We start from the raw sequence: 14967 nt of genomic DNA on the forward strand, positions 1-14967 counted from the left end.
GTGTCCCCCTCTTCAGCGAAGCTGTTCGTCCTGCACGACGCGGCCGTCGAACAGGCTCACCGTGCGCGTGGCGATGCGCGCGTGCGCCGGGTCGTGCGTCACCATGCAGATGGTGGAGCCCGCCTTGTGCAGGTCGGACAAAAGCTGCATCACCGCCTCGCCGTTCTTCGAGTCCAGGTTGCCCGTGGGCTCGTCCGCCAGGAGGATGAGGGGGTCGCCCGCCACGGCGCGCGCCACCGCCACGCGCTGCTGCTGACCGCCGGAGAGCTGCCCCGGCAGGTGACGCGCCCGGTGCGCCATGCCCACGCGCTCCAGGGCCCGCTCCACGCGCTGCTTGCGCTCCTGCGCGGGCAGGCCTCGGTAGGTGAGCGGCAGCTCCACGTTCTCGAAGACGGTGAGGTCGCCGATGAGGTTGAAGCTCTGGAAGATGAAGCCGATGTGCTGGTTGCGCACCTTCGCCCGGTCCGTGGGCGACAGGTCCAGCACGCTTTTGCCATCCAGCAGGTAGCTGCCGCGCGTGGCGGTGTCCAGGAGCCCCAGCACCGCGAGCAGCGTGGACTTGCCGGAGCCGGACGGGCCCACGATGGCCACCCATTCGTTCTGGCGGATGGTGAGCTGGATGTTGGAGAGGGCGTGCGTCTCCACCTCCTCCGTCTCGAACACCTTGGTGAGCCCGTCGAGCTGGAGCAGCGCCTTGCCCGGCACCGCGCCCGGGGCCACAACCTTCGCGTCGCGGTCGTTCGTCATCGTCGTCATCATCGCAGCCTCACGCGCTCCACCGCATCCCACGCGGTCATGTCCGACAGCACCACCTGATCACCCTCTGCGAGTCCCTGCACGACCTCCACCGCGTTCACCGAGCCCCGGCCCAGCTTCACGGGGATGCGCACCGCCTCGTCGCCGCCGGGCAAGAGCCGGAAGAGCGCCAGCGTGCTCTCCGCCTGCGCTCCCGCTGGACGGCCCACGGACAGCACGTCGTCCAGCCGCTCCAGCTCCACGGTGCCCTCCACGGTGAGGTCCGGCCGGGCGCCCTTGGGCAGTGCGTCCGGCAGCGACACCTCCACGCGCACCGTGCCCTGGCTGGCCGCGGGCGCCACGCGCGCCACGGTGCCCTCGACGATGCCGTTGCGCGTGTCCACCTGCGCCTTGAGGCCCGGGAGGATGTCGCGCGCCTGCGTCTCCGCGATCCGCAGCTCCGCCTTGAGGCGCTCCGGCTTCACCACCTTGGCCAGGAGCACGCCGGGCGTCACCCACTGGCCCAGCTCCAGCGGCAGCTCCTGGAGCACGCCGTCCTCTCCCGCGAGCACCTTCATGGACTCCACCTGCTGGCGGCGGAAGCGCGCCACGGCCTTCAGCCGCTCCACCTGCTCCTGCTGGGAGGCGAGGCGCTGGCGCAGGCTCTGGGACATGACGTCCAGGCGCTGGCGCTCCAACTCCAGACGCTGGCTGGCCTCCTGGGCCTTCTCCTGGGTCTGGCGCGTCTCCAGGTCGCCGACGAAGGACTTCTGGAACAGCGCGGTGTTGGCCTGCGAGCGGCGGGTGGCGTCGGAGGCCTCGGCGGTGAGGGCGGCGACGGTGGCCTGCTGCGACAGCCGCTGCGTCTGGAGCGTTTCGCGCAGCTCCAGGAAGTCGCCTTCGGCGCTCGCGAGCTGGCGTTCGGCCTCCAGGGCCTGGAGCTGCACGTCCGGGTTGGACAGCTCCAGGAGCACCGTGCCGGCGGTGACGGTGGCGCCGGGCCGGACGTGGATGCGCTCCACGCGGCCGGCGGTGTCGGCGGTGAGCCAGCGGATGGACTCGGGCACCAGCGAGCCCGTGCCCTTCACCTGGCGCACCAGCGGGCCGCGCTTCACGGTGTCCAGCCACACCGAGGCCTTGTCCACGGTGGGCGCGGCGGGGCGCAGCCGGGACAGGCCCACCGTCACCGCCACGAGCGCGGCGAGGCCCACGGCGGCCAGGAGGTAGGGTTTGCGGCGCGGCTTGCGAGCCTTCGGGATGTCCACGGCCCGGTGCATAGCGAGCCGCATGCCAGGGCCTGGAGCGGGGACAACCACCCGGAAACAGGGGGATGGCGGCGGGAGTCCCGGGGGCGTTGCCCGGTTGCGCGAAGGGCGCGTCCCAGGAACGAACACCGCGAAGCCGTGCGCTGGGGGTGAATAGGAACAGCGTCAGGCCGTCTGCCTGCTCGATTCAATTCCCACACAATTTCCGAGGAACACCCCCGATGCGCTCCACCGCTCTCCGGGCGCGCGCCAGCCTGCTGCTGGCCGCGACCCTGCTGCCGTTCTCCGCCCTGGCCGACGCGATGTACCTCCAGCTCAAGGACGTGGGCAGCGACGTGGATGCCGCGGGCCTGGCGGCGGCGACGGTGGCGGAGCGGACGCGCTTCGGCATCGAGGAGGCGCTGAAGACGTCCTCCACGCAGGCCATCCTGATGGACGCGCAGCACGAGGGCGCGCCGGACCTGACGCTGAGCGCGAAGGTGACGCGGTCCGGGGAGAAGTACCGGCTGACGTATCAGCTCGCCACGACGCACACGCCGGTGCGCACCAAGACGCTGGCGTATGAGTTCGTCAATCCCAGCCTGAGCGACAAGGGCTCGGTGGCGATGGCGCAGGCGCTGCTGGCGGAGGCGCAGAAGCTGGAGGCCGCGAGCGCGGAGGTGCCGGTGGTGGCGGCGGCGGAGGTGCCGGTGGCCACGGCGGGGGAGTCGGGTTCCAACGGCGACTGGGAGGGGTACTCGCAGCGGTCGGACACGCCGGCGGCGGCGGGGATGGAGCAGGACTCGACGGGGCGCGAGCTGGAGAGCGCGGAGCCGCGCCGCCGGGGCCGTGGCCGGACGAACCTGGACCTGGGTCTGGCGTTGGGCTTCAACAGCCCCTCGGGCATCTTCGGCGGTGAGCTGGAGTACCGCGTGGTGCCGGTGCTGGCCCTCAACCTGAGCGCGGGCGCGGGCGCCTGGGGTTTCCGGGTGGGTCCGCTGGCGCGCCTGTATCCGCTGGGCGAGTCGCGCACGAGCCCGTTCCTGGAGGGAGGCGTGAGCTTCAACCTGGGCAACCGGTCCACGAGCACGCTCACGATTGGCGACGAGTCGGAGCAGTTCACGACGGAGAAGCTGTTCACGCCGGTGGCGACGGTGGCGATGGGCCTGCGTCAGGCGATGGGCCCCATGTACCTGGGCCTGCGCGCGGGCTGGGGCTTCCGCCTGCGTGAGGACAACTGGCGCACGACGGACGGCCGCGACCCGAACGTGTTCGACGACCTGGACATCGCCGCCACCCAGCACGGCGGCTTCCTGTGCAGCGTCACGCTGGGCGTCACACTCTTCTGAGCCCAGGCAGGCTCCAGGGGGAGTTGAAAAGGAATTCATGTGCAACGGGAGAGCCTGTGTATGTTTCGAATCTTGGGTATTCCCGGCCCCAAGACATCGAGACAGACATGCACCAGAATCCTGGTTGTCCCCACCCGACCCGTGGGGCCTCTCCGCGTCTTTTCCTCCCCATCAACGCCCTGCTGGTATCCGTACTGCTGGCCCTTTCCTCCGGCTGTGACGACTCCAAGCCCGACGGGACGGACGACTGTCCGAACCCGTCCGCCGGCTGCGGCCTGCAGGACGCTGGGACTCCAGACGCGGGCAACTTTGACGCTGGAAACCCAGACGCGGGCAACCCTGACGCCGGCAACCCTGACGCCGGCAACCCTGATGCCGGCAGCCCAGACGCGGGCAACCCTGATGCCGGCAACCCTGATGCTTGCAACCCCGACGGCGGAGGGCCCCTGCCTACAGCCCCCACGCTGATCGACAGCTCGCAGTCCGCCACCCAGGCAGTGGCCTGGCAGACGGTCACCTTCCACGTCACCGGGAAGGATGACCAGGCGTGCCCGCTTCAGTTCACCTGGGACGTCAGCGCGGGAACCCTGGGGAGTCCGGTGAACTCCGCCACGACGAGTGACGTGACGTGGACGGCACCGCAATGCGTGCTCTGGGGCTCCGAGGTCACCCTCACCCTGACCGTCACGAACAATGCCCGGCTCTCCACCTCCAGGTCATTCACGGTATCCGTCCCGCAGTGCCGGGGCCCCGTGCTCTCCGCGGCGGGCGTCCACTCGCTGGCCGTGCGCGGCAAGGGCACCGTCTGGGCCTGGGGGAGCAACAGCTCCGGCCAGCTCGGCGACGGGACGTATGCAGGCCACCTCGTCCCCGCGCAGGTGCCGGGGTTCACCCACGCCACGTCCGTAGCCGCCGGCGCCGCCCACTCGCTGGCCTTGCGCGACGACGGCACCGTCTGGGCCTGGGGGAACAATGGAAGCGGCCAGCTCGGCGACGGGACGACGACCGACCGGAATACCCCCGTGCAGGTGCCCGGGCTGACCGGGGTCATCGCCGTGGACACGGACGGTAGCCACTCGCTGGCCCTGCTGAGCGACGGCACCGTCCGGGCCTGGGGGAACAATGGAAGGGGCCAGCTCGGCGACGGGACGACAACCGGCCGTCTCACCCCGGTGCGGGTCCCTGACTTGACCCACATCACCGCGATCTCCGCGGGCAATGCTCACACGCTGGCGCTGCGCGACGACGGCACCGTCTGGGCCTGGGGCTTCAACTTCCACGGTGAGCTCGGCGACGGGACGACGACCGACCGGAATACCCCCGTGCAGGTGACCGGGCTGACCGGCGTCATCGCCGTGGACGCGGGCGACTCCCATTCGCTGGCCTTGCGCGCCGACGGCACCGTCTGGGCCTGGGGGTGGAACGTGAACGGGGAGGTCGGTGATGGGACTGGCACCCAGCGAGAGAGCCCCGTGCAGGTGACCGGGGTCTCGGGTGCCATCGCCGTGACCGCGGGATCCGAGCGGTATTCGCTGGCCCTGCTGAGCGACGGCACCGTCCGGGCCTGGGGGAACAACAGGTTCAGCCAGCTCGGCGACGGGACGACGACCGACCGGAATACCCCCGTGCAGGTGCCCGGGCTGACCGGCGGCGTCGCCGTGAACGCGGGCGGTATCCATTCGCTCGTCCTGCGTAACGACCAGACAGTGTGGGCCTGGGGGTGGAACAGCGATGGCCGGCTCGGCGATGGGACCATGTCTGGCAAAGGTCCCGTCAAGGTCTCCCTGCCGTGACACCCCATGCGCCCAGCGAATCCCGTCCCGGGTAGGCTCGCGCGCCATGCCGGCCTCCCTGCTTGAAGTGTTCCTGGACCATGCCCGTCGTGAGCCCGCGCGTCCGCTGCTCTCCTTCGAGGGCAAGCGCTACTCGCGGGGCCAGTTGGCGGACGCTGTCACCGCGTTCGCCCGGGGACTCAAGGCCCGGGGGCTGGCTCCCGGTGAGCGCGTCGCCCTCTTCCTGGAGAACAGCGACGCGTTCGTCGTCACGTGGCTGGGCGTCCAGGCCTCGGGCTGCGTCGCCGTGCTCGTCAACACCGCTTACCGCCAGGTGGAGCTGGCCCACATCCTCTCCGACGCGGAGGTGAAGGTCTGCGTCACCGGGACCTCGGGTGCCTCGGAGCTGGCTCCGCTTCGCGAACAGCTTCCTTCGCTGCAATGGCTCATCACCGTGGAGCCGCCTCCCACGGACCTCCCCGCGTCACTTCCCACCGTCGCCTTCGATGACATCCTGGCGCAGGGCTCTGCCTCCCGCGTGGAGCTGCCGCTGCCTCGCTCGGAGGACCTGGCCGTGCTGGGCTACACGTCCGGCACCACCGGCCGCTCCAAGGGCGCCATGCTCCAGCACCGGCAGCTGCTCGCCAACGTGCGCGCCGTTACCGAAGCGTGGCGCTGGACGGACGCGGACCGGCTGCTGCTCACCCTGCCGCTGTTCCACACGCACGGCCTCATGGTGGGCCTCCACGGCACCCTGTTCACCGGCGCCAGCGTGGACCTGCGCCGCCGCTTCGTCGCCTCCGAAGCCCTCACCGCCCTGCACGACGACGCGTCCCTCACCCTCTTCTTCGGCGTGCCCACCATGTACGGCCGCCTCCTGGAGGAGTCCCGCCGCACCGGCGTCACGCCGCATCCCCTGCGCCTGTGGGTCTCCGGCTCCGCCCCCCTGAGCCCCCAGTTGTGCCTGGACATCGAGGCGCGCTTCGGCGCCCGCATCCTGGAGCGCTACGGCATGACCGAGACGCTCATGAACACCACCCAGCCCTACGACGGCGAGCGCCGCCCCGGCACCGTGGGCATGCCCTTCCCCGGCCAGGAGGCCCGCGTCGTGGACGTGCGCTCCCGCAAGCCCCTGCCTCGCGGCGAGACGGGCGAAATCGAGGTCCGCGGCCCCCACGTCTTCACCGGCTACTGGCGCCGCCCGGACGCCACCGCCGAGGCCTTCGACGCCGACGGCTGGTTCCGCACCGGCGACCTGGGCGAGTGGGACCCCGACGGATTCCTGCGCATCACCGGCCGGGCCCGGGAGCTCATCATCAGCGGTGGCTTCAACATCTACCCCCGCGAAGTCGAAGAGGTCCTCACCGCGCACCCCGCCGTCGCGGAGGCCGCCGTGCTGGGCCTGCCCGATCCGGACTTCGGCGAGCAGGTCGTCGCCGTCATCGTCCCCCACCCCGGCGCTCCCACCGACGCCCAGGCCCTGGTGGACTGGTGCCGGGAGCGGCTGGCCGCCTTCAAGAAGCCGCGCCGCGTCGTCTTCACCGACGCCCTGCCCCGCAACGCGCTCGGAAAGGTGCAGAAACACGTCCTCAAGGAGCGCCTGGCCGCCTCCTAGAACACCTCGGCCGCCATCCACCCAACAGAACCCACATCGTCCACTGGCCGAAATCGCGGGCGGACCTACCTTCTGCGGCAAGAGAAACCGGAGCCTCCGCGTGAAGTCCCACCCAGCCCGCATCCTGACCGACATACCCCTGGCCCCCAGGGCCGAGGGAGCACCGTCCGGCGTGCGCGCGGTCGAGGTGGTCCACGCATGAAGCGGTTGCTCATCGTCGACGACGAGCTCGCCATCGTGGAGGCGCTCGAGGACATCCTGTCGCTGGAGGGCTACGACATCGTCACCGCCTACAACGGTGACGAGGGGCTCCAGCGGCTCCTGGCCTCGAAGCCGGACCTGGTGCTCCTGGACCTGATGATGCCGGTGATGGACGGCGGAGAGCTGCTGCGCCGCATCCGCGCCCACCCGGACCTGCAGGACCTGCCCGTGGTGGTGATGAGCGCGGGCCGCCTCACGGACGAGGAGCGCCGCGCCAGTTCGCACTTCCTCGCCAAGCCCTTCGAGCTGGACGACCTCCTGGGCACCATCGCGAAGCAGCTGCCCGCCGAAGGGGCACGCGTGTAGCGCTCAGCCCGGCGTCGCGCGGAAGAGGATGTCCCGGTAGTACTGCAGCTCGCTGATGCTGGAGCGCAGGTCCGCGAGCGCGGTGTGCCCGCTGGCCGGCTTGCGCGGCTCCACCAGCGCCGGGTACCAGGCGCGCACCAGCACCTTGAGGCTGGTCACGTCCACCATGCGGTAGTGCAGGTAGCGGTCCACCATGGGCATGTGGTCGATGAGGAAGCGCCGGTCCGTGTGGATGGAGTTGCCCGCGAGGATGCCCTCGCCCAGGTCGCAGTACTCCGCGATGAAGGACGTCACCTCGCGCTCCGCCACGCGCAGGGACGTGTTGGACGCGCGCACCTTCTCCAGCAGGCCGTTCTTCGTGTGCATCTCGCGCACGACGGGCTCCATGCGCTGGAGCATCTCCTCGGGCTGCCAGATGACGCGCTCGAACTCGCCCAGGGGGCGCAGGTCCGGGCCGGTGACGATGACGCCCACCTCGATGATGCCGCAGGTGTTCGGATCCAGGCCCGTCATCTCCAGGTCGAGCCACACCAGGCGCGTGTCACGGGAAGCCATGTCCGAAGAATCCTTGTCGAGAGAGGAGGAAACGTCCCTATAGCAGCCCGGGGCCTCCGTGCACTCACTCCGTGGACGAATCGTCCCGCCGCGTCCGCACGTCCACCTTGGATTCGAGCGTCCGGTGCACCGGGCACAGGTCCGCGATGCGCAGCAGCGTCGCGCGCTGCTCCTCCGTCAGGGGCCCCTCCAGCCGGACGAGCCGCTCCAGCCGGTCCACGCGCCCCACCCGCGACTCGCACTCCGCGCCGTCCTTCGCGTGCACCTTGTCGTGCGACAGGCGCACCCGCACCCGGGTGAGGGGCCAACCCTGACGGTCCGCGTACATGCGCACCGTCATGGACGTGCACGCGCCCAGCGCCGCCGCCAGCAGGCCGTACGGCGTGGGTCCGGAGTCCTGTCCGCCCAGCGCCAGCGGCTCGTCCGCGCGCAGCCAGTGCGGCCCCACGCGGACGTCCTGGGCCAGCCCGCCCTCGGACGCCTCGCGCACCTCCACCTGTCCCTCCGGCAGGGGCTTCGCGCGCTCGCGCAGCGGCGCCACGTGCCGCACGGCCCACGGGCCCAGCAGGTCCGCCGCGAAGGCCGCGTCCGCCGGGTGGGAGAGGAAGTGGTCCGCCCCGTCCAGCACCACCAGGCTCGCGGGCCGCCGCGCGGATGCCGCCAGCCGGCGCGCGTTGTCCAGGCCCACGTAGCGGTCCTCCGGCGCGTGCAGCACCAGCAGCGCGCCCGGGAACGCGCCCAGCGCACCCGACACCGCGCTGGCTTCGATGGCGGCGAGGAACTCGCGCTTCAGCTTCAGCCGGCCGGGCTTCAGGTCCAGTTCCCCCTCCCCGGCCTCGCGCTGCTTGGGGGACAGGAGCGCGAGCACGTCCTTCGCGCCCGCGGGGGCGTTCACCAGCGCGACGGCCGCCACGTCCGGCAGCCGGGGCAGCGCCGCCGCCACCGCCGTGCCGCCCAGGCTGTGTCCCACGAGCAGCCGGGGCACGGGCGCACGAGCGGAGAGCCACGCCGACGCGGCCACCACCGTGTCCACGCTGGGGAGCGTGTCCGGGTGCCCGGCCGTCGCGATGCCGGCGGGGACCTCCGTGAAGTCCAGCCGCAGCACGGAGAAGCCCCGCGACACCAGCGCGCGCGCCAGCGCCTCCGGCCCGGGCGAGTGGCCCAGGCACGCGAAGCACGACACCAGCAGCGCGCTCGCCGCGGGCGCGCCGGGGGGTGACTCCAGCCGCCCCGCGCCGCCGGGGAAATGGACCTGCTGCACGGGCATCTAGAAGTCCACCAGCGCCTCGGCGGTCCACACGCCCTCGGGGCCCTGGCGCACGGAGACGCCGGTGAGCGACGCGCCCGTCACCGCCACGTTCATGCCGTGCCGGGCCTGTCCCGCGCGCTCGCCGAAGCCGTGGCCGAAGAGGTTCAGCCCGTCCAGGCGCACCGCGAAGCACTGGAAGCGCATGCGCCGTCCCGCCATCGCGCCCACCACCGCCCGCAGCCAGTCCGCGAGCAGCTCGTCATGGTCCGCGGACTGGCAGGCCACCTCCAGCTCCTCGTGCGCCTCCACGCTCCGGGGGTCCGTCACCAGCGCGCACAGCCCCAGCGCCGCCATCTCGAAGGCCTGCTCCATGGAGCGGCCCACGCCCCGCACCCCGAGCAGCGCATCGTGCGTGAAGTGCTCCCAGTGCGTCCGCGGCGTGTGCTCCTCCGCATGCACGGTTTCGACGTCCATACGTCCTCCTCGTGTCCTCGTCGTTCCCTGCTTCCTGCGCTCCGGCGCTCCCCGTCAGAACCACCACCCACCCGCCACGTCCGGCGCCACGCTTCCGGTCCTCGCGGGGCCGGCCTCCCGGGCGCGCGTGAGCCAGCGCCGCAGCTCGTCCTGGTTGAGCGCGGGGAAGGCGTCGTAGGCCTCGGAGACCTCGCGCAAGCCGGGGTCCAGCGTCAGCGCGTGCACCGCGTCCGCGCGGCCCCGCACCAACTCCAGCGCGCGCGGCGTCGCCACGCCCACCGCCACGACGCGCTGGCGCACGCCCTGCTGCTTCAGCGCGAGCAGCGCCGCCGCCACGGTGGCGCCCGTCACCATCCCGTCATCCACCAGCAGCACGGTGCAGCCGCGAATCTTCGGCGTGAGGCCGCCCCGCAGCTGCCGGGCCTGGCGCTCCACGTCGTCCACCTCGTCGTGCACGAAGCGCTGGAGCGTCTCCCCCGGCAGCTTCGCCTGGCGCGCGGCCTGGGGGTCCAGGTACAGCCCGCCCCCTTCCGTCACCGCGCCCAGCGTCAGGCGGCTGCCCGGCACGTGCAGCCGGCGCGCGACCCACAGGTCCAGGGGCTTGCCCAGCGCCCGGGCCACCTCGTACGCCACGCGCAGCCCCCCGCGCGTCAGCCCCAGCACGCACACGTCCCCGGAGCGGTAGGGCGTCAGCACCCCCGCGAGCTTCTGTCCCGCCTCCGCCCTGTCCCGGAAACGCATCCGTCAGCCTCCATCCCCCCGACAAGGTGCGCGTCCCCCCGGATCGCGGCGGCGGAGGCTCGGACAGTGGCTCCGCTGGCGGGATGCCCGGGAGGCCAGGGCACCGCGAGCGGGACCCGCGCTAGGGTGTGCACCCATGACGCCATTCGCCCTCGTCGTCGGCAGTGCCAGTCCCCACCTCGGCCGTGCGCTCGCCCAGGCGTCCGGCGCGGCCCCCGTGGGGGTGAAGCAGGAGCGCTTCCCGGATGGAGAACTGCACATCGAGGTGCCCCCGGAGGAGGTGCGCGGCCGCCGCGTCGTCCTCCTCCAGTCCTCCACCCCGCCCGTGGGGGAGCACCTGCTGGAATTGCTGCTGCTCGCGGACGCGTGCTGGCGGGCGGGCGCGGCGTCGATGGAGGCGGTGATTCCGTACGTCGGCTACGCGCGCCAGGACCGGCGGGCCCGGGCCGGTGAGCCCCTGGGTGGCCGGCTGGTGGCCGACCTGTTGTCCCATGGACGCTTCACGCGCGTGTTCACCGTGGACCTGCACAACCCGGCCCTGGAGGGCTGCTTCGGCGCCCCGCTGGAGCACCTGTCCGCGCTGCCGCTCCTGGCGGAGGCGCTGCGCCCCCACGTCACCGACACGTCCGTGGTGGTGGCGCCGGACCTGGGCGCGGTGAAGCGGGCGGAGGCGCTGGCGAAGCTGCTCGGCCGCCCGTGGGCGGTGGTGCACAAGGCGCGGCTGAGCGGCAACGACGTGGAGACGCTGGGCCTGCTGGGCCAGGTGCGCGGCATGCGCCCCATCCTGGTGGACGACATGATCTCCACCGGCGGCACGCTGGCCGCGGCGGCGAAGGAGCTGAAGGGCGAGGGGTGCGTGGATGACTTCATCCTCGCCACCACGCACGCCCTGCTGGTGGGCCCCGCGCTGGAGCGCCTGCACGGCGTGCCGGTGAAGCGGCTGGTCAGCACGGACAGTGTGGAGCCGCGCCAGGGCCTGCCCTTCCCCCACCAGGTGGTGACGCTGGCCCCGCTGCTCTTGCGCGCACTGCGGCCCGACGCGCGTTAGGCTGCCCGGCCATGTCCGACACGCTTCTGACGCAGCTCGACGCCGGAGTCTTCTCCGTCACCTTCAACCGGCCGGAGAAGAAGAACGCCTTCACCCACGCCATGTACGAGGCCGCCACCGCCGCCCTCCAGGAGGCGGAGCGCCGCGACGACGTGCGGGTGGTGCTCCTGTCCGGCGCGGGTGGCGCGTTCACGGCGGGCAACGACATCGGCGACTTCCTGGAGCACCCGCCCACGGGCGAGGACAGCGCGGTGTTCCGCTACCTGCGCGCGCTGGCGGGCATGGCCAAGCCGGTGCTCGCGGCGGTGGAGGGCGCGGCGGTGGGCATCGGCACGACGATGCTCCTGCACTGCGACTACGTGGTGGCCGGGGAGAAGGCGCGCTTCAGCATGCCCTTCGTCAACCTGGGCCTGTGCGCGGAGGGCGCCAGCAGCCTGCTGCTCCCGCGCGCGGCGGGCTTCGCGCTGGCGTCGGAGCTGCTGCTCTTCGGAGACCCGTTCGACGCGGCCACCGCGCTGCGCGCCGGCATCATCAACAAGGCCGTGCCGGAGGCGCAGCTGAAGGAGGTCGCCACCGAGCGCGCCCGCGCCCTGGCCCAGCGTCCCGCCCAGGCGCTCAAGGTGACCAAGGCGCTCATCCGCGGCCCGCAGCGGGAGCAGGTGGAGGCCGCCCTCAAGCGCGAGGGCGCCGAGTTCGTCCAGCGCCTCGCCTCCGACGAGGCGAAGGAAGCCTTCATGTCCTTCATGTCGCGCGGCCGGAAGTAGTCCCGCGCGTTACAGCGACAAGGGCATCACCACCGGGTCCGCGTGCACGTCACGCGGACCCGGCGTCGTTTCATGCGCCTAGCGGGGCGCGGGCGGCGCCTGCGGCGTCTTCGGCTTGCCGGACAGGAACGTGCTGATGCTCGCGCCCTGGGCCTCCTTCAGCGCGATGCACTGGTCGACGACTTCCAGCACCTGGCGCAGCACGCGGTCGGAGCCGGGGACCTGGTCCGTGCGCTTCTCGAAGAAGGTGGCCACCTCCTGGCGCTTGCCCGCGTCGCAGTAGCCGGCGGCCATGTACGGCAGCCGGGAGCCCATGCCCTCCGCCAGCAGGCCCGGCTTGTCCTCGGTGCCCACCAGCGTGTCGAAGTGCGTCTTCACGAACTCCACCGCGGTGTCACGGGTGCGCGGGTCGCGCGACGCGCCGAAGAGCAGCCACAGGTTCTCCCGCATGTCCTGCTTCGGGTCGAGCAGCATCTCCAGGTTCGCCTTCACCAGCTGCGGATCCGTCACGTGGGACAGACCGCCCAGGAGCTGCTGGCGCTGGTAGCGGCTCTTCTCCGCGCGCAGGGCCTCCATCAGCTTCGCGTGCAGGGCCGCGTCGCCGTGCTCCACCGCGATGGCGAGCACCGCGCCCACCACGTCCGGGGCCACCGCCTTGCGGTCCTTGAGCCACGCCTCCGCCAGCGTGCGCGCCTCCGCGACGAGCTTCGGGTCGTTGCCCTCGTTGCCGGCCAGCTCCAGCAGGCGCGGACGCAAGAGGCGCATGTCCTCGCTCTCACCCGTGCGCGGCTTGAAGCCCAGCTTGCGAGCGCGCGGCCCGAAGGTGTCCCGCACGTAGCGGGCGCGGTCCGCATCCTGTGCCTCCGGGATGAGCCGCGACGACACGAGGTCCATCAGCTCCAGGCCCGCCTCCAGCACCTGCCGGTCCGGGTCCTCCGCCACGCCGGTGAGCAGCGGCAGCGCCTCCGCCGCGGGAAGGAGGCCCGCCTGCGCGAGCGCCAGCGAGTCACTGAGCAGCACCACGCGCTCCGCGCGCGACAGCAACATCAGGCCGGACTTCATCAGCTTCGCGCGCGTGTCGTCGGCCAGCCGCAGGCGGTAGTAGCCCGCGCCGTCCGCGTTGGGGAACACCCAGCTCGGGCACGCCTTCGTTTCCAGCGCGACCTCCGCCTTCTCCTCCGTCATCAGCGTGCACGTCGTGGTGGGCTTGCCCGCGCTCGGGTACTTCACGCACACCGGCACCTTCCAGGACTGCGCCTCCGGGGCCTTGGAGCCCAGGCGCACGTAGCGCTGCTGGGTGAGGGCCACGCGCGGCTTGCCGCCGTCGCACAGCAGGGTCGCGGTGATGAAGGGCGCGCCCGTCTGGTCCAGGAAGCTGTTCATCACCTGGGCCACGTCCTTGCCGGACTCCTGCGACAGCGCGTCCAGGAAGTCCTTCGCGGTGGCGTTCTTGCCCGCGTGCGCGCGGATGTAGCGCTGGATGCCCTTCTGGAACACGTCGCGGCCCAGCCACGTCTCCGTCATGGCCAGCACCGCGCTGCCCTTGCCGTAGGTGATGCCGTCGAAGGCGTTCTGGATGTCACCCGCGTCCTGGATGGGCTGGCGGATGAAGCGCGCGGCGACGAGGCTGTCCGCGTCCAGCGCGCCGTTGCGGTCCTGCACGCGCTCCACCGGCGCGTCCCACGTGGGCTGGTACGACTCCACGATGCGCGGGGTCATCCACGAGGCGAAGGACTCGTTGAGCCACAGGTCGTCCCACCACGCCATCGTCACCAGGTCGCCGAACCACTGGTGCGCCAGCTCGTGCACCTGCACGTTCGCGAACGCGCGCTGGCGGCCCACGGAGTCCTCCTCCGGCTTCGCCAGGATGAGGCGCGAGTTGAACGTCACGAGGCCCGGGTTCTCCATGGCCCCGCCCATGAGCGGCACCGCGAGCACGTCCAGCTTCTCGTACGCGTACGGGATGCCGAAGTAGCCCTCCAGGCGCTCCAGGATTTCGGGCGTCACCTTCGCGGCCCACGCGCCTTCATTCGCCCGGCCGCGCGGCGTGATGATGCGCGTCTTCACCTGCTTCTGCCCGGAGTCGCGCGCGGGCAGGAAGTCGAACGGGCCCACGCCGAACGCGATGAGGTAGCTGGGCAAAGGCTGCGTGGGGGCGAAGCGGTAGATGTGCCAGCCGTCCGCGCCCTTCTCGTCCGCGAGCTGCGGCGTGTTGGTGACGGCCACGTTGCCTTCGGGCACGTGGAAGGTGAGCTGCCACGGCACCTTGAAGCCGGGCTCGTCGAAGGACGGGAAGGCGCGGCGCGCGCCCAGCGGCTCGAACTGCGTGTAGATGTACCAGTCGCCGCCCTCGTTGACGCGGAAGGCGCCGGACGTCTCGCGCTCGGACGCGGTGCCCGTGTACGTGAGGTGCAGCTTCGCGCCGCCCACGGCCAGGGGCTTGTCCAGCGTCAGGCCGAGGAAGTCCTCGCCGGCGGAGGAGGCCTTGAGCGTCTGCGTGACGCCGGCCTGCTCCAGCGTGGCCTCCTTCACGATGAGGCCCTTGCCGTGCATCCAGATGACGTTGGTGGCCTTGGCCACCTCCAGCATGACGTCGACGGTGCCTTCGAAGGCCTCCGCCTTCGGATCCATCTTGAGGACGATGGCGTACTTCGTGGGCCGCACGTCGTCCGGCAGCCGCAGCGTGGGGGGAGTGGGTGCGGTGGCTGCCTGGACGGCCGGCGGCGTTTCAACAGCACCCGGAGCGGGAGCGTTGCCCTGTCGGGCACCACATGCCGCAAGGAAGGTTGCGGTGGCCAGGGCCACCGGACGGAGCAGGTTGGGCATGGCCGCGCAGTGTGGACCAGAGCGGCCG

Annotated in this window: 13 protein-coding genes; 6 read left to right on the forward strand and 7 right to left on the reverse strand. The window is 71.8% G+C overall.

The window, feature by feature from the left end; translation table 11 throughout:
• Window positions 1–12: 12 nt before the first annotated feature.
• Window positions 13–756 (reverse strand): ABC transporter ATP-binding protein, encoded by a 744-nt coding sequence (locus tag JYK02_RS20580; protein WP_431603500.1) that lies wholly within the window; start codon window positions 754–756, stop codon window positions 13–15.
• A complete protein-coding gene (locus JYK02_RS20585; RefSeq protein ID WP_242588823.1) occupies window positions 756–2024 on the reverse strand; it encodes an HlyD family secretion protein in 1269 nt (422 codons plus the stop codon). The genes JYK02_RS20580 and JYK02_RS20585 overlap by 1 nt, the downstream gene beginning before the upstream one ends.
• Before the next feature lie 197 nt (window positions 2025–2221).
• Between JYK02_RS20585 and JYK02_RS20590 the strand changes: the two genes are divergently transcribed.
• The 4 genes from JYK02_RS20590 (at window position 2222) to JYK02_RS20605 (ending at window position 7282) form a co-directional block, all read left to right on the forward strand.
• Window positions 2222–3328, forward strand: coding sequence for a hypothetical protein (locus tag JYK02_RS20590; RefSeq protein WP_207053388.1), 1107 nt, complete (start codon window positions 2222–2224; stop codon window positions 3326–3328).
• A 107-nt stretch (window positions 3329–3435) separates the two neighbouring features.
• Window positions 3436–5121 carry an RCC1 domain-containing protein gene (locus tag JYK02_RS20595; RefSeq protein WP_207053389.1) on the forward strand — a complete coding sequence of 562 codons (1686 nt, stop codon included), beginning with the start codon at window positions 3436–3438 and terminating at the stop codon, window positions 5119–5121.
• Between the two features lie 46 nt (window positions 5122–5167).
• The gene (locus JYK02_RS20600) at window positions 5168–6715 is read left to right on the forward strand and encodes an AMP-binding protein (RefSeq protein WP_207053391.1); all 1548 of its coding nucleotides are present in this window, start codon (window positions 5168–5170) and stop codon (window positions 6713–6715) included.
• A gap of 198 nt (window positions 6716–6913) precedes the next feature.
• Window positions 6914–7282, forward strand: a complete 369-nt coding sequence (locus JYK02_RS20605; RefSeq protein WP_207053393.1) for a response regulator — start codon at window positions 6914–6916, stop codon at window positions 7280–7282.
• A gap of 3 nt (window positions 7283–7285) precedes the next feature.
• Here the strand turns inward: JYK02_RS20605 and orn are convergent, their stop codons facing one another.
• The 4 genes from orn to JYK02_RS20625 form a co-directional block, all read right to left on the reverse strand.
• Entirely contained in the window at window positions 7286–7837 is a 552-nt protein-coding gene (orn, locus tag JYK02_RS20610) for an oligoribonuclease (RefSeq protein WP_207053395.1), read from the reverse strand.
• A gap of 64 nt (window positions 7838–7901) precedes the next feature.
• Window positions 7902–9104, reverse strand: coding sequence for a bifunctional alpha/beta hydrolase/OsmC family protein (locus tag JYK02_RS20615; protein WP_207053396.1), 1203 nt, complete (start codon window positions 9102–9104; stop codon window positions 7902–7904).
• Window positions 9105–9560 (reverse strand): archease, encoded by a 456-nt coding sequence (locus JYK02_RS20620; protein WP_207053397.1) that lies wholly within the window; start codon window positions 9558–9560, stop codon window positions 9105–9107.
• A gap of 54 nt (window positions 9561–9614) precedes the next feature.
• Window positions 9615–10301, reverse strand: a complete 687-nt coding sequence (locus JYK02_RS20625; protein WP_207053398.1) for a phosphoribosyltransferase — start codon at window positions 10299–10301, stop codon at window positions 9615–9617.
• A 136-nt stretch (window positions 10302–10437) separates the two neighbouring features.
• Here JYK02_RS20625 and JYK02_RS20630 point away from each other — a divergent pair, with 136 nt between their 5' ends.
• Entirely contained in the window at window positions 10438–11349 is a 912-nt protein-coding gene (locus JYK02_RS20630) for a ribose-phosphate diphosphokinase (protein WP_207053399.1), read from the forward strand.
• A gap of 11 nt (window positions 11350–11360) precedes the next feature.
• Window positions 11361–12113, forward strand: a complete 753-nt coding sequence (locus JYK02_RS20635) for an enoyl-CoA hydratase (RefSeq protein WP_207053400.1) — start codon at window positions 11361–11363, stop codon at window positions 12111–12113.
• Window positions 12114–12191: 78 nt separating this feature from the next.
• Here JYK02_RS20635 and JYK02_RS20640 read toward each other — a convergent pair whose 3' ends face one another.
• Window positions 12192–14939 carry a M1 family metallopeptidase gene (locus JYK02_RS20640; RefSeq protein WP_207053401.1) on the reverse strand — a complete coding sequence of 916 codons (2748 nt, stop codon included), beginning with the start codon at window positions 14937–14939 and terminating at the stop codon, window positions 12192–12194.
• Window positions 14940–14967 lie beyond the last annotated feature (28 nt).

This window comes from Corallococcus macrosporus (assembly GCF_017302985.1).
GTDB classification, from domain to species: domain Bacteria; phylum Myxococcota; class Myxococcia; order Myxococcales; family Myxococcaceae; genus Corallococcus; species Corallococcus macrosporus_A.